General features: G+C 52.4%; 21 protein-coding genes, 1 tRNA gene and 1 pseudogene. 6 read left to right on the top strand and 17 right to left on the bottom strand.

What is annotated here, in order from left to right; genetic code table 11:
- Position 1: 1 nt before the first annotated feature.
- From cheD to A8710_RS06675, 12 genes are all read right to left on the bottom strand, one after another.
- Complete coding sequence (cheD, locus tag A8710_RS06730; protein ID WP_068858954.1) at positions 2 to 604, bottom strand: chemoreceptor glutamine deamidase CheD; 603 nt, start codon at positions 602 to 604, stop codon at positions 2 to 4.
- The gene (locus A8710_RS06725; RefSeq protein WP_068858951.1) at positions 601 to 1449 is read right to left on the bottom strand and encodes a CheR family methyltransferase; all 849 of its coding nucleotides are present in this window, start codon (positions 1447 to 1449) and stop codon (positions 601 to 603) included. Before A8710_RS06725 ends, cheD begins: the two co-directional genes overlap by 4 nt.
- A gap of 60 nt (positions 1450 to 1509) precedes the next feature.
- Entirely contained in the window at positions 1510 to 4302 is a 2793-nt protein-coding gene (locus tag A8710_RS12400) for a methyl-accepting chemotaxis protein (protein ID WP_068858948.1), read from the bottom strand.
- A gap of 22 nt (positions 4303 to 4324) precedes the next feature.
- A complete protein-coding gene (locus tag A8710_RS06715; protein WP_068858946.1) occupies positions 4325 to 4810 on the bottom strand; it encodes a chemotaxis protein CheW in 486 nt (161 codons plus the stop codon).
- A 9-nt stretch (positions 4811 to 4819) separates the two neighbouring features.
- Positions 4820 to 6538: a chemotaxis protein CheA gene (locus A8710_RS06710; RefSeq protein WP_068858943.1), complete on the bottom strand. Its 1719-nt coding sequence runs from the start codon at positions 6536 to 6538 to the stop codon at positions 4820 to 4822.
- Positions 6539 to 6554: 16 nt separating this feature from the next.
- The gene (locus A8710_RS06705; RefSeq protein ID WP_068858942.1) at positions 6555 to 7031 is read right to left on the bottom strand and encodes a hypothetical protein; all 477 of its coding nucleotides are present in this window, start codon (positions 7029 to 7031) and stop codon (positions 6555 to 6557) included.
- 11 nt (positions 7032 to 7042) lie between these two features.
- Positions 7043 to 7405, bottom strand: a complete 363-nt coding sequence (locus A8710_RS06700; protein WP_068858939.1) for a response regulator — start codon at positions 7403 to 7405, stop codon at positions 7043 to 7045.
- 166 nt (positions 7406 to 7571) lie between these two features.
- Complete coding sequence (locus A8710_RS06695) at positions 7572 to 8279, bottom strand: glutathione S-transferase family protein (RefSeq protein ID WP_068858937.1); 708 nt, start codon at positions 8277 to 8279, stop codon at positions 7572 to 7574.
- A 12-nt stretch (positions 8280 to 8291) separates the two neighbouring features.
- On the bottom strand, positions 8292 to 8948 hold the full coding sequence (gene trhA, locus A8710_RS06690; RefSeq protein ID WP_068858934.1) for a PAQR family membrane homeostasis protein TrhA: 657 nt from the start codon (positions 8946 to 8948) through the stop codon (positions 8292 to 8294).
- Between the two features lie 101 nt (positions 8949 to 9049).
- Positions 9050 to 9334, bottom strand: a complete 285-nt coding sequence (locus tag A8710_RS06685) for a BrnA antitoxin family protein (RefSeq protein ID WP_068858932.1) — start codon at positions 9332 to 9334, stop codon at positions 9050 to 9052.
- On the bottom strand, positions 9321 to 9590 hold the full coding sequence (locus A8710_RS06680; protein WP_198341634.1) for a BrnT family toxin: 270 nt from the start codon (positions 9588 to 9590) through the stop codon (positions 9321 to 9323). Before A8710_RS06680 ends, A8710_RS06685 begins: the two co-directional genes overlap by 14 nt.
- Positions 9591 to 9655: 65 nt before the next feature.
- The gene (locus tag A8710_RS06675) at positions 9656 to 11146 is read right to left on the bottom strand and encodes a flavin-containing monooxygenase (protein WP_068858929.1); all 1491 of its coding nucleotides are present in this window, start codon (positions 11144 to 11146) and stop codon (positions 9656 to 9658) included.
- Positions 11147 to 11636: 490 nt separating this feature from the next.
- On the opposite strand from A8710_RS06675, the gene A8710_RS06670 reads away from it, so the two are divergent.
- From A8710_RS06670 to A8710_RS06655, 3 genes and pseudogenes are all read left to right on the top strand, one after another.
- On the top strand, positions 11637 to 13139 hold the full coding sequence (locus A8710_RS06670) for an ATP-dependent nuclease (RefSeq protein WP_068858926.1): 1503 nt from the start codon (positions 11637 to 11639) through the stop codon (positions 13137 to 13139).
- A gap of 638 nt (positions 13140 to 13777) precedes the next feature.
- Positions 13778 to 14041, top strand: a pseudogene (locus tag A8710_RS06660) (transposase); the annotation flags it as partial.
- A gap of 20 nt (positions 14042 to 14061) precedes the next feature.
- Positions 14062 to 14862, top strand: coding sequence for an IS3 family transposase (locus A8710_RS06655; protein ID WP_094078678.1), 801 nt, complete (start codon positions 14062 to 14064; stop codon positions 14860 to 14862).
- On the opposite strand, the gene A8710_RS12225 is transcribed toward A8710_RS06655, so the two are convergent.
- On the bottom strand, positions 14851 to 15015 hold the full coding sequence (locus tag A8710_RS12225; protein WP_157686330.1) for a hypothetical protein: 165 nt from the start codon (positions 15013 to 15015) through the stop codon (positions 14851 to 14853). The two genes, A8710_RS06655 and A8710_RS12225, sit on opposite strands and share 12 nt — an antisense overlap.
- Before the next feature lie 132 nt (positions 15016 to 15147).
- Here A8710_RS12225 and A8710_RS06650 point away from each other — a divergent pair, with 132 nt between their 5' ends.
- Positions 15148 to 17448, top strand: a complete 2301-nt coding sequence (locus A8710_RS06650; RefSeq protein ID WP_068858917.1) for a DUF6351 family protein — start codon at positions 15148 to 15150, stop codon at positions 17446 to 17448.
- 11 nt (positions 17449 to 17459) lie between these two features.
- Here the strand turns inward: A8710_RS06650 and A8710_RS06645 are convergent.
- Positions 17460 to 17535, bottom strand: a tRNA-Glu gene (locus tag A8710_RS06645).
- A 38-nt stretch (positions 17536 to 17573) separates the two neighbouring features.
- Positions 17574 to 18593: a 2-dehydropantoate 2-reductase gene (locus tag A8710_RS06640; RefSeq protein ID WP_068858915.1), complete on the bottom strand. Its 1020-nt coding sequence runs from the start codon at positions 18591 to 18593 to the stop codon at positions 17574 to 17576.
- An 81-nt stretch (positions 18594 to 18674) separates the two neighbouring features.
- On the opposite strand from A8710_RS06640, the gene A8710_RS06635 reads away from it, so the two are divergent.
- Positions 18675 to 19502 (top strand): SDR family NAD(P)-dependent oxidoreductase, encoded by an 828-nt coding sequence (locus A8710_RS06635; protein ID WP_157686328.1) that lies wholly within the window; start codon positions 18675 to 18677, stop codon positions 19500 to 19502.
- Here the strand turns inward: A8710_RS06635 and A8710_RS06630 are convergent.
- Positions 19499 to 19984, bottom strand: a complete 486-nt coding sequence (locus tag A8710_RS06630) for a glutathione peroxidase (protein ID WP_454557328.1) — start codon at positions 19982 to 19984, stop codon at positions 19499 to 19501. The genes A8710_RS06635 and A8710_RS06630 overlap by 4 nt on opposite strands.
- A gap of 31 nt (positions 19985 to 20015) precedes the next feature.
- The gene (gene msrB / locus A8710_RS06625) at positions 20016 to 20423 is read right to left on the bottom strand and encodes a peptide-methionine (R)-S-oxide reductase MsrB (protein WP_068858909.1); all 408 of its coding nucleotides are present in this window, start codon (positions 20421 to 20423) and stop codon (positions 20016 to 20018) included.
- A gap of 143 nt (positions 20424 to 20566) precedes the next feature.
- Between msrB and A8710_RS06620 the strand changes: the two genes are divergently transcribed.
- Positions 20567 to 21793: a pyridoxal phosphate-dependent aminotransferase gene (locus A8710_RS06620; protein WP_068858906.1), complete on the top strand. Its 1227-nt coding sequence runs from the start codon at positions 20567 to 20569 to the stop codon at positions 21791 to 21793.
- Positions 21794 to 21829: the final 36 nt, after the last annotated feature.

Here is a 21829-nt window from a genome sequence, read left to right as displayed (position 1 = left end):
TTCAGACTCCTCGAATCATGCGCTGTTGGTATTCTTGCTCTTCGCGAATCACTAACGAGCTTTCATCCGCTCGCAGGCGCCGGAGCTTGACCTGGCCGCTATCCGGAAAAAAATACAGCTTACGGGGGCAGGTTTCCCCGAGATCACTAGCGGCCAGCGGGATGTCTTGTTCATTTAAATACGCCAAGGCAAAGCTCACATTTTGGCGTCCGACTTCACTGTGCGTGAGTCCTCGCATAACACGAGCACCGCCAAATAGTTTCGCCTCGATGCTATGCGCCAACGCACCGGCAGCTAAGAGATGTTGAAGCAAGGTATCCATCGCAAACTGTCCGTAGCGCATGCTGTCTGCTCTTCCCCGAGCATCGGCCAACATAAAGTGATTCATGCCACCGACTCGGGTGACGGGGTCCCAAAGGCACGCAGATACACACGAACCCAGCACCGTCGCTAGCGCAACATTGCCGGAACTGACGAAAAATTCGCCGGGCATAATTTTCACGACATCACAGTTGAATTGATGGTCATGAAATCGATTGCGTGCGAGATAGTCATCCCCCGGTAAGGACTGACCTCTAACGGCACGCTGCAGTAGGCGTGTCATGTCATTTTGCCCGTCTGACGCAACTCATAAACCGTTTTACCGCGCAGCTTAAACAGCTCACTCAAGTGCAATAACGACTCTGAATGGCCGATAAAGAGCAAGCCATCACGACACATCAGTGGAATGAATCGCTCCAGGACTTTGCGCTGGGTTTCTTTGTCGAAATAAATCAGCACATTTCGGCAAAAGAGCACATCAAACTCGCCTTCAACGGGCCAATCCAACGCCAGCAAGTTGAGCTGTCGAAAACTGACCAGGCGCTGAACCTCGGGCTTTACGCGAACCAAACCGGCGCGTGAGCCAGAGCCTTTGAGAAAGTATTTTTTGTATTTGGCGTCAATACGCTCAATGCGATCTTCGCTATACACACCCGCCTCGGCCTTCGCCAACACACTGGTATCAATGTCGGTCGCCACAATTTCAACACGATCAGCATCGGCGCCTAAGGCATCAATCACCGTCATGGCAATGGAATATGGCTCTTCCCCTGTAGAGGCTGCGCTACACCAAATGCGAATTTGACCCGATTTCTGCTTAAGAAATTCTGCCAACATCGGGAAGTGGTATTCCTCCCGAAAGAAGGACGTGAGGTTTGTGGTGAGGCTGTTCACGAAGGCCTCCCACTCTGCTTTATCGGTTTCAATGAGGCGTAGGTAGTCGGCAAAACTGTTTAGGCCAGTGGCTCGCAACCGCCGAATCATCCGGCTATAGACCATGTCTTGTTTCGCGTCAGACAGTCGAATACCGGCATGCTCGTAAATCAATTTCTGCACAGTTTTAAAGTCGCGCTGATTAAATTCGAAACTGCGCTCTTCTTTATCGAGAATACCGATATGGGCCTTCATAACTCATCCTTTCTAAACGCTCATGGCCGAAGGGGCTACCGAAGCAGCCCCTGGACTTGCTTAGAACTCTTCCCACTCATCATTTAGTTTGGCCGCAGCGGAAGACCGCGTTGCAGCTCTTGGCATGGCCTGACGAACCGGCAGACGCTCCACATTTGATGGCCTGGTGTTTGTGACACGATCGGTGCGACCCGATATTTTGAACACGCTCACCGCCTGCGTGAGACTAGAGGCTTGATCTTCCAGCGATTGAGCAGAGGCTGCCGCTTCTTCCACCAGCGCCGCATTCTGCTGAGTGGTTTCATCCATGCTGGTAATGGCTTGGTTGAGCTGAATAATGCCGGTGCGTTGTTCCTCGGATGCACTGGAAATTTCCGTCATGATCGACGACACACGCTGCGTCGATTCAACGATTTCTTCCATGGTCTTACCGGCGGTTTCAACCAACTTGTAGCCGTTGGACACCTTATTAACCGACTCGGAAATTAGCTCTTTAATCTCCTTAGCTGCCGATGCAGAACGCTGTGCCAAGTTACGCACTTCGCCCGCCACAACAGCAAAGCCCCGGCCTTGTTCACCGGCTCGTGCGGCCTCTACTGCCGCATTCAGCGCCAAGATATTGGTCTGGAAAGCAATGCCATCAATGACGTTAATGATTTCAGCAATTTTGCTCGACGACTCCGCGATAGCACCCATGGTGGTGACCACTTCACTCACCACACGCCCTCCACGATCGGCCACCTCCGATGAGGTCCGCGCCAGCTGGCTGGCCTTAGTGGCATTGTCTGCGTTGTTACGCACGGTGTTGGTGAGCTCTTCCGTGCTCGACGCCGTTTGCTCTAGGCTGGCCGCTTGCGACTCGGTACGACGCGACAGGTCTGCATTACCCGCAGCAATCTCTTTCGCTGCGTTGTTAATGGCCTCTGTCGCCTCGGTAATCGTGCTGGCGATTTGCTTCAGTTGCGCCACTGTGGCGTTAGCATCGGTCTTCATTTGCGCGAAGGTGCCGCGATAATCGCGATCGATGGTTTGCGTCAAATCACCTTGCGCCAACGCATTCAGTACGCGCACCACATCTGCGAGACCATTATCTGCGGCCTCCACGAACAGATTTAAATCTTGCGCCAGCGTTTTAAAGAAGCCGGATTTGTCATCGACCCGAATGCGCTGAGAGAAGTCTCCTGCTGCGGCCGCTTCCACCATAGTCGCTACTTCTTTTTCGGCGGCCAGTTCAGCTGTTCTGTCCAACCACTGGCAAACACGTCCTAGATAAACACCGCGCTCATCAATGACTGGGTTCGTCGAAAGCCGGATGATGCGATCCCCAACCTGGCCTTCAGCCATCATGGGCTTGCTCAAACGACCCCGCGTAATGGCTAATAAGGCCTCATCGGTCAAAGATTCCGCCAATGGATGACCAAACAATTTGTCTACTGCAGCCGAGCTCTTGAAAATCTGCTCCAAAAGATTTCGAGCGGCCGTGTTCATGTGGAAGAGATTATTTTCTTCATTCGACAAGGTGACTGGGGTACTGACATTGTCTAGCGCGAAGCCTACACGCTGTGCTTCATCGGCGGCGCGTTGACTATCGGCCATATCAAATCGCAGCTTCACAAACATGGACTTAAAGGCATCTGAAACATCGCCAATTTCGTCGGCTCTGTCTTTAACTACCATCAGTGAGAAGTTGCCCTGACCAATCTCCTGCATCTGCTTGCGCATACGCAACAGCGGCTCGGTCATCACGCCATAGAGTCGCCACATCAAGGCTGCAATCAGTAATCCGCCCAGAATAATGGTGGCCCACATGCCTTTACGCAGGCTGTCATACTCTGCTTTGATGTCTGTTACGACCCGAGCAATAGTCGCCTCTTTAACCGCCGTGATTTCGGAAAACTTGGTACTGAGCGGATCAATTCGGCGATACAGTGGCCCATCGAACTCCCCCAACTGTCCCGTCACTAGGCCTGACGAAAGAGCCAAGCGCTGCTTCAGGCGAGTAATGTCCGGCTCTGCTTGTTGACGCAGCGCCTCAGCCTCTTTAAGTAGAATTTCAGCTTGCTCGGAATGCTGTAGCGTCTTTAATAAGGTCCAGTTTTTCTCAATATCAGCTTCCGCTTTTTCGACTCGACTCAGCGCCTCAGCCGCATTGGTTAATCCACCATTGGCCTTATTCACTGCATCAATAATATCCACCGCATACGATGCCGAGATCTGACTAACTAATGTGTTAGCCCGCAAACGTTGCTGAGTAATTTCGTCGATATCACGATCAGAACTGTTGATACCACTTAAGCCTAAACCGCCAACGAGTAACCAAAGCAACACTGTCATTGAAAAGATCAGCGCCATGCGGCTAGCTAGGCGCATTTCATTTATACGATGCCAAATGGCTCTTAAGCCCGTTGGCACCAAGCGGCCTTCGCACATGCTCGAGTCGGTTTCTTTATTTCGCATTTTGCGATAAAGCTCATCCGCCGCTTCAACCATCTTTCGGTCTGGCTTTGAACGCACCGACATATAGCCAACAACCGTACCATTCTGGAAAATCGGTGAGGCATTCGCCATGACCCAATAATGGTCACCGTTCTTACACCGGTTTTTAACGATGCCGCTCCAGGATTTCCCCGCCTTCAGCGTTTCCCAAAAATCCCGAAAAGCCTCTTGCGGCATATCGGGATGGCGCAACATATTGTGCGGCTGCCCCATCAGCTCAACCTCTGTAAATCCGCTCATTTCAATGAGCGTTCGATTCACATAGGTAATTGAGCCCTTTAAGTCAGACTTAGACAGGATGTATTGGCCTTCCTCTAAGTGACGCTCTACACCGGTCACTGGCAGATTCGTTCTCATGTTTTCTCTCCGGTAGTGTGCGTCAGGCGGCATCGGCGACTAGCGCCATGTCCGGACTGCTCATCAACGTTTCTATGTCCATCAAAATCACCATGCGCTCATTCAGGGTGGCTAAGCCGCGAATAAAGCGGGTGTCCAAATCGCCATGCAGCGGGGGAGCCTCACGAATTTCTTCGGGATCGAGCTGAATCACATCCGACACGCTGTCGACCACCACGCCCACCACGCGATCGGAAATATTCAAAATAATGACCACGGTAAAGGCGGTGTACTCCGCACTGCCGAGGTTGAACTTCAGGCGTAAATCCACGATGGGCACAATGATCCCGCGCAAATTAATCACGCCTTTAATAAAGCCAGGCGCGTTAACAATGTGCGTCACCTTTTCATAGCAACGTATTTCCTGAACCTTCAAAATATCGATGCCGTATTCCTCAGCGCCCAGTGCAAAGGTCAAAAACTCTTGCCCGGTACGAGGCTTTCCATCTTGGGATTGCTGACGATCCATTACTTTCTCCTATACCGCACACGCTAATGGCGGACGCTTGGCCAGCCGAACAACTTCAGACACATCGAGGATCATGGAGACACTGCCGTCGCCCATGATGGTGGCCGCCGAAATGCCCGGCACCTTGCGATAATTAGATTCCAGACTTTTGATAACGACCTGACGTTGACCCAATAGCTCATCCACGAAGAGCGCAGCGCGCCCACACTCGGTATCAACAATGATGAGAATGCCCTGCTCCGGGCGATTGGAAATGGGCGTTAAACCAAAGACCTCGTGCAGTGCAACGAGCGGCAAGTACTCGCCCCGCACAAACACGACCCGGCCCGTGCTAGCGACCGTTTTCACATCTTCCTGGCGAGGTCGTAGCGACTCAATAATGGTGGTGAGTGGGACGATATAGGTGTTGTCGCCAATCCCAACCGACATACCATCCATAATGGCCAGAGTCAGTGGCAAACGAATACTGATGGTGGTGCCTTTACCGGTGACCGAGGTGAGCTCTACACGCCCGCCCAGTTGCTCGATATTGCGCCGGACCACGTCCATGCCCACACCACGACCCGACACATCTGTCACCGTTTCAGCGGTGGAAAACCCCGGCGCAAAGATAAGCTGCCAAACATCCTGATCACTGGGGTTATCGGGCACAAAGACATTTCGTTCGCGCGCCTTGGCGAGTAATTTGTCTCGGTTTAATCCGCGACCATCATCGCGAATCTCAATCACCACACTGCCGCCCTGATGACACGCCGTGAGTGTGACCAAACCTTTTACCGGCTTACCGGCCGCGATGCGCTCATCCACGGTTTCAATGCCGTGATCCACACTGTTTCGAATGAGGTGCGTTAAAGGGTCTGTAATTTTTTCAATCACACCCCGGTCAATTTCAGTTCCTTCGCCCACGGTACGCAGTTCAATTTGCTTATTGAGCTTACCGGCCAAGTCACGCACCAAGCGCGGAAAGCGGCTGAACACTGAACTGACCGGCAACATGCGTATGCTCATGACCGACTCTTGCAACTCACGCGTATTGCGCTCGAGCTGCTGAAGTCGCTCTTGCAGACGCTCATAGTCTATGGGTTCATCCGTGACCTGATTGAGCTGTGCCGTTTGCGCCAACATGGATTGGGTAATAACCAATTCGCCGACTAAATTGATCAACTGATCCACGCGCTCAATGCTGACGCGGATCGAACTACTCTCACTCGCCGGTGCTGCTGCCTGTTGTTTGCTTTCCGTCGCAACTTTTACGTCCAGTGCGACCACATTGCTTTCAACTGAAGCAGTGCCGTCGCTGACCTCAGGCGCGGCTAGGACGAGCGCAGATTCTTCCTCGTTGGCAATGGCGCGTATTTTGGCAATGACATCTGTCACGCGCTGTTCTGGCACCTGCTCACCGCCTTGGTGAGCCGCCAACTGATCCAGCAGCACATCACGCGCCACCAGCGTGATATCAATGATGCGCTCACACAGCTGAAGCTCTTGCTTTCGCACCCGATCTAACAGGGTCTCAAGGTCGTGCGTCACCGAGGCCATATCGGGAAAGCCAAATGTCGATGCACTGCCTTTAATTGAATGAGCAGCGCGGAATATGGCATTGAGCTTTTCACTATCAGGCTGATTAAGATCCAGTGACAGCAACAGTGTTTCCAAGCTGGCTAGGTGCTCCGCTGCCTCTTCAAAGAAGATGGCGTGAAACTCACTGAGATCATCATCAAAGCTCATGGCTATGCCTCCAACATCAACTGGTTAAGAGGCATAAGATGAGTCGACCTTTGGTGTAGCCATCAATATCGACGACTAAATCCAAGCAGTGCTCATTACTGAGTGTTGCCAACTGAGCAGGCAACGGCTGACCCGGCAGTACTTTTTCGGCCAGCGTGACGCGAACGTTGTCGTGGTGAGTAAAGAGCCGCGACATCACGTTTAAGACTTCCGCAAATATCTCGGCAAGCGACTCATCGAGCTTTTTGGCTGCGGCTGACTCAGCAGCAACCCGCGCCGGAATCAGTGCAAAAGCAGCAGCTGAAGATGCGGCAAAAGCCACATCGGCCATGCACGCCACCACCAACTTCTGGTGGCCATCGTGATACAAGCCCGCCAGCGGCAAGTGGCCATCTCCGCTCTGCTTACTTAAAGAGACATAGACATCGCGGCGCACAAAGGCTGAGAGCGTTTGAGCAACCGCTTCTGGGCTGGGTAATTGGTAGTCACTCATGGCGAGGCTCCTTAACCCAAATACGTTTCGAGGGCGCGTTGAAAATCTTCCGGGGTAAAGGGCTTGCCAATCAGGAAGGCCGCGCCAGAGCTTTCGGCAAGCTCGCGCATTTCTTGACTCACTTCCGTGGTCACAAATCCGAAGGGGGTTTTGTCTCCGTCGGCACGAAGGTCCTGGAGAAACTCGATGCCATTTTTGTTCGGCATGTTCCAGTCCGACAAAATCACATCCGGTCGTTGGCTTCTCGCCAGCTCTAGTGCTTCTGCACCATCAGCCGCTTCTACAATCTCGTGCCCGCGAAATCCAGCCTGGCGCAGCATATGGCCGATCACCAACCGCATGGCTTTACTGTCGTCGGCAATAAGTAACTTCATTGTTTTGTCCCTGCTTTGTCTAAGACCTGAGCTTGCAGGCTTTCTCGGCAGGGTTCTGTCGCGCTTGAGTCAATGACAGGGGGAGATACTTAGGAGAATTGCAGAGGAATGTTGGTCGACCGTAGTTAATCGAAACACCAAGTAACTACGGTCGCTTTTTGAGGGTTTAACGTTGAACTAAGGTCCGCGCAGCGGTGGCAAAATCACTGGCGGTTTTATCGTCGGGTTTACTTAATGCAGGCATAGCGACAGGAACGGTTACACCAAACTGACAGGCCGGACGAACTTTCATAGCATCCAGCCACCGACGTAAATGCGTAAGTCCTTCAATTTCTACGCCCGACCAACGATAGGTTCTTACCCAACACCAGTTAGCAATGTCGGCAATAGAGTACTCACTACCCGCCAACCACTCCGCCTGTCCTAAGCGCGTATCTAATACCTCGAACAGGCGTCGGCACTCGTTCTGATAACGCTCAATCGCTACGGGAATTTTCTCTGGCAAATAGCGCGAAAAAACATTGGCCTGTCCCATCATGGGCCCGACCCCACCCATTTGAAACATCAGCCACTGCAGGGCCGCCATGCGACTACACATGTCTACCGGCAACAGCTTGCCGGTCTTTTCAGCGAGATAAATGAGAATGGCGCCGGACTCAAAAATCACCAAATCGTTGGCATCGTGGTCCACCAGAACAGGGATACGACCATTGGGGTTGAGTGCCAAAAACTCAGGCTGCTTCTGTTCATTTCCCAATAGATTGACCGCTACTGTCTCGTAGGCAAGTCCGAGCTCTGCCAGCGCGACCGACACTTTCCAGCCATTGGGCGTTGGCGCGGTATACAGCGTAAGTCCCGTTTTAGATGACGTCATAACAAAACACCCTTAAGCAGAAGGAATGACATACAGCCCAATCATGACGCAGTGGCAAGCAGCACCAGCGGCCACAAAGACATGCCAGATGGCATGGGTATAGCGCACTTGCTTTGCCGCATAAAACGCTGCGCCCAGCGTAAAGCACAAACCGCCCGCCAACAGCAGCCAGAAGCCTTCACGCGGCATGGCTTGCCATAGGTCCTGAATGAGCAGCATCGACAACCAACCCATGAGCAGGTAGGTAATGAGCGACATGCGCTTGAAGCGATGAATAAAGTAAATTTTGAATACGATGCCAGCCAGTGCTAGACCCCAAATCACCCATAGCATGATCTGTGCTGCCTGGGTATTCAGCGTCAGCATCAACATGGGGGTGTACGTACCCGCAATGAGCAAATAAATCGCGCAATGATCGAGTCGCTTAAACAGTGCCTTGGTTTCGACATGCGTCATGCTGTGATAGAGCGTGGAGCACAGAAACAACAGAATCAGGCTGGCGCCATAAATCGCTACACCGGCTAACTCAGCAGCCGCCAGCACGGGAATGGCTTTCACCATCAGCAGTGTGACGCCTACCGTGGCAGCAATGGTGCCCAGGCCGTGACTCACCGCATTGGCAATTTCTTCGGATAGGGAGTACGGCGTATCGGCTGGCTTAGATGACATAGGGGGGCAAGTCTCGCATGAAGTAGTCAGAGGGTACCCGCTTCCAAGCCGCATAATCGGATACTTCGTGGATAATCAGTACGTGTTGCATATTTTTCGTCTCAAGCTGCTGGGTGTGACTTTATCCATTCGCGCATAGCCTCGTTGACACGCGTCTGCCAGCCTCTGCCTGAGGCTTTCAAGGCGTCTAGCAAGTCCGCATCAAAGCGAATCGTGGTCGCAATCTTGACCGGCGTCTTGGACTTGGGCCGGCCCGGCATCACGCGAAACTGCGCCAGCTCGCTATCACTCAGCGGCTGTGCATCCGGATCAGCCAAAGCAGCCGCTGTAATTTCGGCGTCTTCAGCAACCGTCAGGCGGATCGTACCCGGCTTAAGTGCTGGCATAGCGGTTCTCCTCTCTGATGTTGGCTTTGCGCAAACTAATGATGCGACGACCGTCTGCACGATCCACAAAGATCACGCAAAACAAACGTAAGCCGATATAGCCAATGGCTGCCATTCGCACCTCGCCATAATTCCGGCGCGTATCTGGCCAGAAAATAGCGGTGTCCCACTCCAGATCGGCGGCATCAGCAAGCGATACCTCATGCTTGCTGATGTTGGCAGCATCCTTGGCTTGGCCAAATGTGATCTTCAACATAATTATTGTATTAACATTAATTGAGCGCCGTCAAAGGGCTTTTGTTAATACAGTAAAGACCACACTCAGTTGAACCGATAGTCACGCATCGAAAACGTCATGCTGCGCAAATGCGCCTCGATGCTGGTCGATGGCCGGAACGGCACATCGCCGTGCTTGTCGAAGTAGTAGCTGTTCGCCGTGCTGCAGCTGTTATTGAAGAACACCTGCTTACCACTGCGCGCCTTCATGTCGCGGAAGTATTTATCGTTAGCCTCCTCCGTGACCTCGATACGCTGCGCCCCCTGCTTGCGGGCATGACTCAGGCATCGCCCGATATGGCGCACCTGATGCTCGATGAGCTGAAAGTACGACGCCCCGTTATACCCATTCGGGCCCAGAATCAGGAAGAAGTTCGGAAAGCCCGGCACCGTCACGCCCTCATAGGCCTGATAGCGATTGTCATCCCACCAGGCTTCCAGATCACGACCGGCCCGACCCGTGACCGAGAACGGCGGCATGTTGCCATTCTCGAAAACCTTAAAGCCGGTCGCGCAAATCAGAATATCGATCTCGTGCAGCTGGCCGTCCTGCGTGCGCACCCCGTTCGCCACCACCTCGGCAATCGGCTCTGTCACCAGCGCCACATTGTCGCGATTGAACGCTTTCAGATAGGTATTGGACGCACTCGGGCGCTTGCAACCAAAGCCATAGTTCGGCGTCAGTTTGGCGCGCGTGGCCGGGTCCTTGACCTGTTTCTGCAGATGATCGAGCGCCAGTTTTTCATAGCCCTTGGCCAGCGGCACATAGCCGTGGTAATGCGCCGTCAGCACAAAGCCCACTTCCACGATGGCCTGACTAATCAACCGAGCCGGCACCTGCAGCAGCGGCACTTTCTTCATTAGCCCCTGCGCCATCGCTGGAATGGCAAAGTCCGGTTTGGGGATGACCCAGATCGGCGTTCGCTGAAATACGGTCAGGTGCTGAACCGTTGGCGCGATCTCCGGAATCACCTGCAACGCCGATGCCCCCGTGCCGATGATGGCCACGCGCTTGCCCGCCAGACTGACTCCGTGGTCCCAACGCGCTGTGTGCATGGTGATGCCTTTGAAGCTGTCGATGCCGGGAATATCCGGCTTCTTCGGCTGCGTCAGCACCCCGGTGGCGCCAATCACATGACGTGCATTCAGCACCTCGCCCGAGCTCGTGGTCAGCCGCCAGAAATCGCCGGCCTCATCAAACGCCGCGCCGGTAATGGAGGTATTCAGGCGAACCCGCGAGCGGATGTTGTATTTATCGACGCAATACTCGGCATAGGCCTTGAGCTCGGCCCCCGGCGCAAACAGCCGTGACCACTCGGGGTTGCGCTCGAATGAAAACGAATAGCTGAGCGACGGAATATCCACCGCCACGCCCGGATAAGTATTGAAATGCCAGGCACCACCGACTCCGTTGCCCTGCTCCAGCACGAGGTAATCGCTGATGCCGATTTCACTGAGCTTGATTGCAGAACCGATGCCAGAGAAGCCGGCACCGACAATGATGACTTCGTGATCGGGTATTGTTCTTGTTGTCATGCTGAAGCCCTAAAAAACTGAAGATGGGGCTGTGAGAATAGTACACATTAGGCGAACAGACCCGCAGCTCGCGCAGTCTACTTACTCGATACGGGCATGATCACTGACGGGCTAGCCTTGCACGTTGCTATATTTGTATTAGCCACTGGCATAGCGATGAGAGAGTCCATAAATAGATGGTGAATAAACCGACAGCAGCGCTTTATTGCCAAGCATTGGTCAAGTTATGGTTTTACTGACTGACCGATTTCGACCCAGAGCAGACGGGTGGCACATCTGAGTCATCATTGATGGTTGCCGCATTTGGGCTGCGCTGGCATGCTTAAGTCATAATGATTTTGCGGTATTTTTCGGCAAGGAGTGCTGCATCAGATTTTGAAGCCTTTAAAGCGGCTAAAGCATCATATTTATCCTTTGATGTTATGCAGAAATCTGCAACAGTTAGTTATTTATCAGATAATTTATATAAATTATAGACAGTGAGTAATAAATGAGAATTGAGTTAGAAAATCTGAAAGGTATCTCCAATCTTGAATTTGATATTCCAAATAGTGGGCTCTGGCTTCTTACAGGATTAAACGGATCAGGAAAAACCAGCCTGCTAGCCGCCTTATATCGAATAAGGCATAGTCGCGCATTTCAAGATCACTACAAAACCACCGCTACGCAAGATAAATTAGATACATTCAAAGATGCGAAAATTCGGTACAAAATTAATAATCAAGAGGTTACATATTCCTACGGGGGAAAACGCTGGCCACCAACGCCAAGGATCAATGCAAAAATTCTCTCATTGTTCCCATATCCAAGCATTTATTTTATTCAAGCAAATGGAGCTAGAATAGAGCCGTACGCAGAAGAAATTATTCCAAGGAGAATTTACCAAGCCAGCAATGAAATGAAAGACTTTCTATCATCTGTACTTCATGATAATAAATGGAATGACTTAAAATTCGTTAACACTAGGAGAGGAACCGGAAGCCAAGCATTTCTAGTACCATACAGAGCAGGAAGAGAAACTCACTATTATTCAGAGAAGAATTTTAGCCTTGGCGAGTTATGCCTACTTAAGCTCGCTGAAAAAATTACCGTTGCTGAAAACAACGCATTACTATTAATCGATGAGGTTGAGATGGCGCTGCATCCTCAGGCACAAGTACGACTTTTAAATAAAATAAGTCAAATAGTTGCCAATAAAAATTTAACAGTTATTTTCTCAACGCACTCATCAACTCTTATAAAAAATATCAATAGAAGAAAGATAATTTTTATCTCTAAAGATAGCCAGGGGGCGCATATAACAAAAACAAATGTATTTCCTGCTCAAGTGCTTGGTGAAATTGCATTTGATGAAGAAATTAAAAGTGATTTCATCTTCTTTGTCGAAGATGAAGAAGCAAAATTATTGCTGGAACAACTTTGTGGAAAGTTCGAGGAAAATAGGAACGCCCATAAACCAATGTACAAAATTGTTCCCGTTGGCGGCTACTATCAAGTCATGCAAATGCTAGAAAGATCAGCATTAATTATCCCAACGCATGTTAAGCGCCATGTTTTCTTGGATGATGATGTCCGGACTGATGCAATACCAGAAGCTAGGACCAGTGGTAATCGGCATCTAACAGATTTATATGATCGACTAGTGAGCTCGGTTTCGTTTCTTCCATGCACGCCCGAGATTGGTGTTATAGATATGCTTGATGCTTTTCATAAAAATACGGATGTACATGAACTGATTATCGATATTTATGGATCAATCGTAAACCTAACCAACCATATCATGCTTTCTAGTTATCAGAGCATTACTGGTGATTCGCCACGAAAAGTGGCGAAAAAGAAACTAGACTCAATTGTTGAATACACCCGTTATTCCTGTGGCTCTGACGAAACCTCAATCCGCAGAATTCTATATCGCAAGTATATAGATCATCTATATTCTAACGGCACTGCCTCTCTTATGTCCCTTTTAGGGCCCGTATTTAGTCGTTCCTGAACAATCCCATCTCAAGCCGGCAGTCACGCCACCGCGTGGATCGCATCGCCTTGTGCACCTTTCAAGCGGTTTCGCCGCAACAACAAACAAAGCGGCTCGGAATACCGGGCCGTGATGGAGAGGCTTAATCAGGGGTTGACGGGGGAAGTCCTAGGCATTGTTAGCCATTTTGTGAGTACAGAAAAACGACTTTTATATTTTCATAAAATGCAGCCAAAACCAATACCCCAGACTGCCCGCCTGCTACCTGATAATAAAATACGTCTTGGTTTTCGCCATTTTTAGCCATGCCGGAAAACAGATCAACTGATAGCTCACATGTTTTTGTTTTGCGATGTTTGCCGAATAGTTATCAGTAAACAATCCTTGGATGGGGACTATAATTACATTGGAGATCCACTTATTCCCATAGTGGCTGAAGTAGATCGCCTTCGCTATATGCTCCATCTGTGTGTAAAATCGATTTTCATCAATACGAAACATGCAAGTGTTGTGGACTATTCCATCGCTTCCGACAATTTTCGCCGGGGTGGCCTGTATTGACCCACTGAAATCCTGCTCAGTTTATAGTTGCTCCATACGAGGAGAGAGCTGTGAACGAACCATTGGATTTCAAGCGTTAGACGGCCAAGCGCAAGGCCGCTTTGGTCAAAGAGCTGATGCGAGGTCAAACCACCATTGCCGAAGCCGCCAGACTGCATGACCTGACACCCTCCGAGATCGAGAAGTGGGTCGATGAAGCCGAGACTGGCATGGAGAATGCCCTCCGAACCAATCCACGCGATGTCAGCGAGCAGTATGAGAAGAAGCTCGAAGAGCTGCACTCCGCTTATGGCGAGGCCATGCTGCAGGTAAAAGCCTTAAAAAAATTGCACCGCCATCTCGGCCTGGACGAGGACTGATCCTCCAGGTTCAAGCGGAGATGGCGGAAGCCGGCGACAAGGTTAGTGTCTGCCAGTTGTGCACCTGGTTCGAGGTGCCGCGCCGCACGGTCTACTACAAGCCCGTGAAGAGCGGTCCTCGGGTCAACGAGCTGCTGGCTGCCCGGATCAAGCAGGTGATCGAGCGTGAGTGCTATGCCGGCTACCGGACGATTGCGCATGCGCTGGGGCTGAACAAGAACACGGTGCAGCGGATCAACCGCATCAAGGGCTGGCAGGTACGCACGCGGCCCGTTGGCTTCAGGCCGCGAGCCCGCTCCATGCCGTCGGTGGCATCGCGTCCGAACGAGCGCTGGTCTACAGACATGACGCGGGTCTGGTGCGGGCAGCAGGATCGCTGGGTAGCATTGACGGCGGTCATGGACTGCCACACGCGAGAGATTCTGGGTTGGCGTCTGACCCGCAGTGGCAATGCCAAGGCGGCCGAGGCCACGCTGGAGGACGCTCTGATTGGTCGCTTCGGATCATTGGCGCGTCTGACACAGCCATTGGCTCTGCGATCGGATAATGGCCTAGTCTTTACGTCAAAGCGCTTCACGGTGACGGTGCGGCGCTACGGCGTGGAGCAGGAGTTCATCCAGCCGCATACGCCACAGCAGAACGGGATGATTGAGCGTCTGTTCCGCACGATGAAAGAGCAATGCATCTGGCTGCGTCGGTTCGAGTCGCTGGATGAAGCCAAGTCGGTCATCGGCCGGTGGGTCGACTGGTACAACCATCAGCGCCCGCATCAGGCGCTGAAGATGAAAACGCCGGCAGAGATGTATAAATTAGCGGCTTAACTGAGCAGAAATCAGTGGGTCAATACAAATGGTGTGCATGAGCAAACGTTGCGCTCGCGTTGAGGTCTCCACCGTGAGCGGCTTTAAACGCACACGGCCTGGCGTTCTCCAGCCCCCGGGCGGGGTTAACTGATCAGATAGTAAGGTTTTCATGTATTTAGCTCTGACTAAAAAGTAACTACTTGCAGTCTAAGTCGGATTCGTCGCCTTTGCTTTATTTTAAGAAGTGTTTAGTTTATGTTTCTAATTATTAACCAAAAATCATAAAAACATCGGGTTACTACTATGCGTCGCACCTTTGCATCACTGGCCATGATTGTCGCCATTATTTTCTTAACGGCCTGCAATTTCTCCGATAAGTCCACCGGTAGCAAGGGGCCAGCCGACCCTGACATTGATCAACCCGACGACCAGGGTGGTGGCGTAGAGGCCAAAGAAAGTCCACAGATTGTGGTTTTATCAAACCGTGCTGACATGCTCAGTGATGGCGATGCACTGATTGAAATCATCCCGCCGAAAGATGAAGCCATCAACAAACTGGTTGCAACCCTGAACAACACCGATGTCAGCAACGAATTTGCATTGCGTCAAAATAAACGGTGGATGGGGCGTATCAAAGGCATGACCTTGGGTGAGAACACCCTAAGCGTTCGTGTCAACTCGCTGGACGCGGTGAAAAGCACACTCACCAATCACCCCAATGAAGGCCCTATCTTTACCGGCCCACAAGTTCCTCGCTTACGCTGCCAAGAAGGTGGCCAGCCACTGACCTGTAACCAACCGCCTGAGTACACATTTCTCTACAAGTCGTCTCAGCCAGGCAGCATTGGACTAAAGCCTTACGACCCTAAAAGCCCGCCCAGTGATGTCGCTAACACCACCACAGATCACGGCGTGACCGTGCCATTTATTGTGCGAAAGGAGCGCGGCTATCAAGATCGGGATGAGTACCTCATTCTCGCCCTGTACAACCCCATGCAGCCTTGGCAACCCTGGCAGCCGCAGCCCCAGTGGAACCGTAAGGTGCTCGTCACGCATGGCGGTAATTGCGGCGTGTCCTTTACCCCAGGCACGGCCAGGCTTAATGACTTTTCGGGTACCTTTAATGATCTACCCATTGTCGAGCAAAGCTATGTCACGGGCATAGGTCTTGGCTTTGCCGTCATGGCCACTGCCTTAAACAACGCGGGGCACAATTGTGATGTGGTGCTGCAGGCAGAGTCCATGATCATGGCCAAGGAACGCATCGTTGAGCAATACGGTCCGATTCGCTACACCTTGGGTACGGGCTGCTCGGGTGGTTCTATTGTTCAAACTACCGTTGCCAATGCGTATCCAGGTATTTATCAGGGCCTCATTACCATGTGTGCCTACCCTGACTCCATGTCGGCAGGCGTGCAGTTCACCGACTCGCATTTAATGCGCAGATACTTTGAAAGCCCCGATAGTGTGAGCCGTGGTGTTGTTTGGTTGCCCACGCAATGGGGAGATATTGAAGGTCACCTCACGCACGTTAATGCCGTCGTCGCCGATGAAGGTCTGTTCAAAGCAGCAACGAATCCCGTCGGTACCTGTTATGGCCCCAACAGCTACCACCCACAAAATAATCCCAAGGGTCAGCGCTGCGGCCTTATTGACTGGCTAAGCCATATTGTTGGTTTTCGCGAGCCCGCCATATGGTCCCCCATGGAAAAGGCTGCAGGCTTTGGCTTTGCGAGCCTCCCGCTTGGCAACACCGGCATTCAATATGGCTTACTGCCCTTTCTGCAAGGACGAATTACCGGCCTACAATTTGCGGATCTGAACATTCATATTGGCGGCTTGGATATCGATATCCAACCTCAAGCGGCGCGCAGCAAAGCCGACCCCATAGCGGTCAGCAATTTGTATAAAAGCGGCATGATGATGGTTGGAAATAACCTCAACACCGTGCCGATCCTAAACTTTGTTGGTCCTGATCCGGGACTGGCTCATGACTCCCTGCATGCCTGGTGGGTGCGTTGGCGTCTTGACCGCGAGCATGGCAATCATGACAACCATGTCATGTGGGCAGGTGCCGCACCGCTCATGGGCGATTTAAATTGGGTGCACGAAGGCTTAGTCGCTATGGATAAGTGGGTTGCTGCCATGGAGAAAGATACGAGCAATCGACCGATGTCTGAGAAAGTGGTGGCCAATAAACCGGCCGACCTACAAGACCGATGCCTAATGCCGACCGGTGTCGCTGCCGTAGGCGAAGCCTGCGTTGATGCGCTGAAGACGCTCTATGCCTATGGCACTCCGCGCACACAAGCTGGCGATGCCATCTACGGCGATAACTTGGATTGCGTGCTGAAGCCCTATGATCCGGCGAAAGAATATGGCCCGTTGGCCAACTTGATCCTGCCAGACCAGCTCAAAGCGCTGAAAGAAGTCTTTAAAGACGGCGTTTGCGACTACAGCAAGCCCCCTAAAGGGCTTGTGCCAACGCAAACCTGGCTGACTTACATCGACAATAAAGGTCAGCGGATTATTGGCGGTAAAAAACTGCCTCCCATACCTGCGTTGTCTGACGTGGGCATGCGATCGCCAGCATTTAAGTACTAGGAGCAGGATTGTGGCGTCCCCACAGGGATTCGAACCCCGGTTACCGGCTTGAAAAGCCGGCGTCCTAGGCCGCTAGACGATAGGGACGAATGAGCGAGGCGATGGTAGCAGCGAGTGTCTTGCTGTCAAGCCGACGTCGATTGCAATCGGGCGAGCAATTCAGCGCCAGACCAGGATCGACGATCGGCACCCGCCTGCTCTGCTTCACGGATAAGTTGGAGCAAGCTCGCATTAACCGGCGCCCTGCTACCCAATTCAGATGCCAGCGTCACCACCTCCCCTTGAATCCAGTCCACCTCCGTTCGGCGGCCAGCTTCAAGGTCTTCCCACATTGACGATCTCGCCAACGGATCCATGGCCAACATACGCTGCGCTAACCGCTTAAATAGCCAATCTGGCACCGTGAGCAAACGCGCCAACCAGTGCGGAGGCAACGCAGTCAGTTGCATGGGTTTTATGCCCGCCGCGCTATACAAGGCCAACGCTTCACGCTGCGCCAAAGACAAACATCGGCGATAGTCACGCTGACTTAACTCCGCCTTTAAGGGCAAATTCGACAGTGCATTAATCGCATTATTCAAGTTCAACAGTAACTTGCCCCAAAGCACGGCAGGCATATCGTTTTGGGCGTTAAACGCCAGCCCAGCGCGGGAGAAGACACCCGAATACGCCGATAGCCCTTCATGCGCCGCCACATCCAGCGCGCCGAAAGAGCCTTGGTGAAAGCGACCGTCGCCACAACTCAGCACGTTAAAAGGCACCATGCCCGCCAGCACAGTCTGACTCGGCATAGCAGCGCGCAGCACTTCCGCATTGCGCACGCCATTTTGAAAGCTGATAACTATCGCTCCCGGCTTTAGGTGTTGGGCCAGATCAAGGGCAACATCGGCGGTGGCGGCCGACTTAACCGTCACCAAAACAAGGTCACAGTGAGCCAACGCGCTCACGTGGGTCGCTAAATTGAGTGCGTCAGCGGCAAGCGTTTGGTCCCGCCCCAAATAGTCGGTGACACGGAGACCCGTATTTTGTAATGCGCTCAACAGAGTTGGTCGTCCCACATAGACCACTGAGGCACCTACAACTTGTAAGCAGCCGCCAAGGTATAGCCCGACACTCCCTGCCCCCATAATTCCTACGCTATGCATTGCCTACCCCTCTGCTAAACTCATCTTTTAATGGCAGCATAGCAGCTGCCCACGCCACTGACGTTAAGGAGAATGCGCATCATGCAACAACAAATTCTAGTGACCGGGGGCAACAGTGGCATTGGCCTGGAAATGGTTCGCGCGTTTATCCACCAAGGTCATGAGGTCATGATTGCCGCCCGCGATTTAGGTAAGTCACTGGGCGTCATTCAATCCTTGAAGCGCGAGACTCCTAACGCTCGTCTACATGCTGTGGCACTTGACCTTGCGGACTTTGCCAGCATTGACAACGCGGCCCGAGAGATCCTCAACACACTCACTCAACTCGACACCGTGATGCTGAATGCCGGCAGCTTTACGCGCGGGCTACGCAGCCAAGCCAATGGCCTAGAAAGCATGATGGGGAGTATGCATTTTGGGCATTTCCGCCTCATGGAGCACTTGTTGCCGCAGTTGAAGGTTGCCACCGAAGCTCGCGTGGTCATGACGGCATCCGTCGCGCACTGGACTGGCCGCATTGATGAAACCGCCTTTACCGACTACAGCCGTTACGGTTCCGATATCGTGGCCTATGGTTCAGCCAAACTGGCCAACTTGATTTATGCCCGCGAACTGGCCAGACGAGTGGAAGGCAGCGCGATCCGCGTAAACGCATTTCATCCGGGCGGAGTGGCCACGGGCATCTGGCGTGAAATGCCGGGGCCGATTCAACGGATCGTGGATAAAGTACTTATCACCCCTGCGAAAGGCGCTGATACAGCGATTTGGCTTGCCACCAGCGAAGCAGCGAAACATCACCACGGCGGCTATTTCACACGACGCAAAGCCGATTTCAGCAAGCCATCCAGTCGCAACAAAGCACTCGCTGCTAGCCTGTGGGCGGCTAGCGAGCGAATTGCCGGCCTTTAAGCCAAGGCTTTCTCAATGTCCTTCACCAGGTCTTCGGGCTTGGTGGTAGGCGCATAACGATCCAGCACGCGGCCATCTCGCGAGACCAAGAACTTCGTGAAGTTCCACTTAATTTTTTGACTGCCCAGCAGGCCCGGGGCTTCGGCGGCTAAATGCTGGAACAACGGGTGTGCGCCAGGGCCATTCACATCAATTTTGGCAAACATCGGGAAGCTAACGCCGTAGTTGAGCGAACAGAACGAGGCAATTTCCGCTTCATTGCCCGGATCTTGATTCAGGAATTGGTTGCAGGGAAATCCGAGCACCGTAAAACCTTGATCCTTGTACTTTTCGTAAATGGCCTCTAGCCCCGTAAATTGTGGTGTGAAGCCACATTTACTGGCGGTATTGACGATCAACAGGACCTGCCCTTTGTAATCGGCAATCGGACTCACTTCCCCGGTGATTAGCGTTGCTTGGTGGTCGTAAATCGTGCTCATAATTTTATTCCTGTCAGAACGTAGCTCAGCTTAATTATTTAGGGTGCAACTTTAGCGATACTGAGTTAATGCAATAGCGCATGCCCGTGGGCGCTGGACCATCGGGGAAAACATGCCCCAGATGCGATTGACACTGGCTGCACACCACCTCTACCCGAATCATGCCATGGCTGATGTCTCTGTGCTCATCTACGACATTCTTGGCTAAGGGCGCATAAAAACTGGGCCAACCCGAACCGGAGTCGTATTTTGTTTCGGCATCGAATAACGCTTGGCCACAGGCGCGACAAGCGTAAATGCCGTCGTCATGGCAGTTCCAGTACTCGCCTGTAAACGCACGCTCTGTGCCCTTTTGGCGGCACACATAAAACTCTGTTGGGTTGAGGCGCTGCTGCCACTCCTCATCCGTTTTAGGTAGTGTTTGGCTCTCGTCATGCGTCATAAATTTTTCCTCGGCAAGTGATCAGGCTAACAACACCGCATCACACTCACAAGTCGGCAACACGCTATCTTGCCTAGGTTTCCGTTACACTACTGCGACTTTCCCACAGGCCCTGTGCAGGCCCGACCTGCGTTGAGACGATCATGGACATTGCCAAATCCGATAAGTTGAAAGATGTTTGCTACGACATTCGTGGGCCGGTGCTAAAAGCTGCCAATGCCATGGAGGAGCAAGGTCACCGCATCATCAAGCTCAACATCGGAAACCCGGCGCCATTCGGCTTTGAGGCACCGCAGGAAATTCTCTCGGATGTCATCAGCAACCTGCCCAATGCCGTGGGATATTGCGATTCCAAGGGTCTGTTCGCGGCACGCAAAGCCATCGTGCATTACTACCAGACCAAGGGTCTGCTCAATGTGGATGTCAATGATATCTACATCGGTAACGGCGTATCAGAACTGATTGTTATGGCCATGCAGGCCCTGCTCAACAACGGCGATGAAATGTTGGTGCCTGCCCCCGACTATCCGCTGTGGACGGCTGCTGTCACTTTGTCTGGCGGTACCCCCGTGCATTACCTCTGCGACGAGGACCAGGGCTGGTTCCCGGACTTAGCAGACATGGAAAGCAAGATCACCGCTAACACACGCGGCATTGTGGTGATTAACCCAAATAACCCGACCGGCGCTGTCTACTCGAAAGAAGTGTTGGAGGGTATCGTCGCCCTCGCCCGCAAACATGACCTGATCATTTTCGCCGACGAGATCTACGACAAGATTCTCTACGATGAGGCGCAGCACACCTCTATCGCAACGCTGGCCCCTGACCTGCTCTGCGTGACCTTCAACGGATTGTCCAAGAGCTACCGCGTCGCGGGCTTTCGCTCGGGCTGGCTGATGGTCAGTGGCAATAAGCGCATCGCTAAAGACTACATTGAAGGCTTAGACATGCTCGCCTCCATGCGTCTGTGCGCCAATGTGCAAGCACAGTTCGCCATTCAAACGGCATTGGGCGGTTACCAGAGCATTAACGACTTAATTCGTCCGGGCGGACGCTTGTACGAGCAGCGTGAACTGGCGCATAAAATGCTCACCGCTATTCCCGGCGTGACCTGTGTGAAGCCAGCAGGTGCGTTGTATTTGTTCCCTAAGCTCGATCCGGATATGTATCCCATCGAGAACGATCAGGCGTTTATTTTAGAGTTTCTGCAAGCCGAAAAGGTGCTACTGGTGCAAGGCACAGGCTTTAACTGGCCCAAGCCAGACCACTTCCGTGTGGTCTTCCTGCCGCACCGAGAGGAGCTGGTAGAGGCGATTAACCGATTGGCGCGATTCTTAGCCGGTTATCGCCAACGGCACGCAGCAAAATAGTGTGATGAAGACTTGAAACTGACATCAACTGCCCAT

This window comes from Perlucidibaca aquatica, assembly GCF_001676655.1.
In the GTDB taxonomy this organism is placed as follows: domain Bacteria; phylum Pseudomonadota; class Gammaproteobacteria; order Pseudomonadales; family Moraxellaceae; genus Perlucidibaca; species Perlucidibaca aquatica.
Note: the sequence above shows the minus strand (reverse complement) of the source record. Positions and strands in the feature narration are given on the sequence as shown.

Excerpts from the sequence above, each read along its gene's own strand:
- cheD (WP_068858954.1), bottom strand. The coding sequence starts at position 604 with ATGACACGCCTACTGCAGCGTGCCGTTAGAGGTCAGTCCTTACCGGGG.
- A8710_RS06725 (WP_068858951.1), bottom strand. The coding sequence starts at position 1,449 with ATGAAGGCCCATATCGGTATTCTCGATAAAGAAGAGCGCAGTTTCGAA.
- A8710_RS12400 (WP_068858948.1), bottom strand. The coding sequence starts at position 4,302 with ATGAGAACGAATCTGCCAGTGACCGGTGTAGAGCGTCACTTAGAGGAA.
- A8710_RS06715 (WP_068858946.1), bottom strand. The coding sequence starts at position 4,810 with ATGGATCGTCAGCAATCCCAAGATGGAAAGCCTCGTACCGGGCAAGAG.
- A8710_RS06710 (WP_068858943.1), bottom strand. The coding sequence starts at position 6,538 with ATGAGCTTTGATGATGATCTCAGTGAGTTTCACGCCATCTTCTTTGAA.
- A8710_RS06705 (WP_068858942.1), bottom strand. The coding sequence starts at position 7,031 with ATGAGTGACTACCAATTACCCAGCCCAGAAGCGGTTGCTCAAACGCTC.
- A8710_RS06700 (WP_068858939.1), bottom strand. The coding sequence starts at position 7,405 with ATGAAGTTACTTATTGCCGACGACAGTAAAGCCATGCGGTTGGTGATC.
- A8710_RS06695 (WP_068858937.1), bottom strand. The coding sequence starts at position 8,279 with ATGACGTCATCTAAAACGGGACTTACGCTGTATACCGCGCCAACGCCC.
- trhA (WP_068858934.1), bottom strand. The coding sequence starts at position 8,948 with ATGTCATCTAAGCCAGCCGATACGCCGTACTCCCTATCCGAAGAAATT.
- A8710_RS06685 (WP_068858932.1), bottom strand. The coding sequence starts at position 9,334 with ATGCCAGCACTTAAGCCGGGTACGATCCGCCTGACGGTTGCTGAAGAC.
- A8710_RS06680 (WP_198341634.1), bottom strand. The coding sequence starts at position 9,590 with ATGTTGAAGATCACATTTGGCCAAGCCAAGGATGCTGCCAACATCAGC.
- A8710_RS06675 (WP_068858929.1), bottom strand. The coding sequence starts at position 11,146 with ATGACAACAAGAACAATACCCGATCACGAAGTCATCATTGTCGGTGCC.
- A8710_RS06670 (WP_068858926.1), top strand. The coding sequence starts at position 11,637 with ATGAGAATTGAGTTAGAAAATCTGAAAGGTATCTCCAATCTTGAATTT.
- A8710_RS06655 (WP_094078678.1), top strand. The coding sequence starts at position 14,062 with ATGGCGGAAGCCGGCGACAAGGTTAGTGTCTGCCAGTTGTGCACCTGG.
- A8710_RS12225 (WP_157686330.1), bottom strand. The coding sequence starts at position 15,015 with ATGAAAACCTTACTATCTGATCAGTTAACCCCGCCCGGGGGCTGGAGA.
- A8710_RS06650 (WP_068858917.1), top strand. The coding sequence starts at position 15,148 with ATGCGTCGCACCTTTGCATCACTGGCCATGATTGTCGCCATTATTTTC.
- A8710_RS06640 (WP_068858915.1), bottom strand. The coding sequence starts at position 18,593 with ATGCATAGCGTAGGAATTATGGGGGCAGGGAGTGTCGGGCTATACCTT.
- A8710_RS06635 (WP_157686328.1), top strand. The coding sequence starts at position 18,675 with ATGCAACAACAAATTCTAGTGACCGGGGGCAACAGTGGCATTGGCCTG.
- msrB (WP_068858909.1), bottom strand. The coding sequence starts at position 20,423 with ATGACGCATGACGAGAGCCAAACACTACCTAAAACGGATGAGGAGTGG.
- A8710_RS06620 (WP_068858906.1), top strand. The coding sequence starts at position 20,567 with ATGGACATTGCCAAATCCGATAAGTTGAAAGATGTTTGCTACGACATT.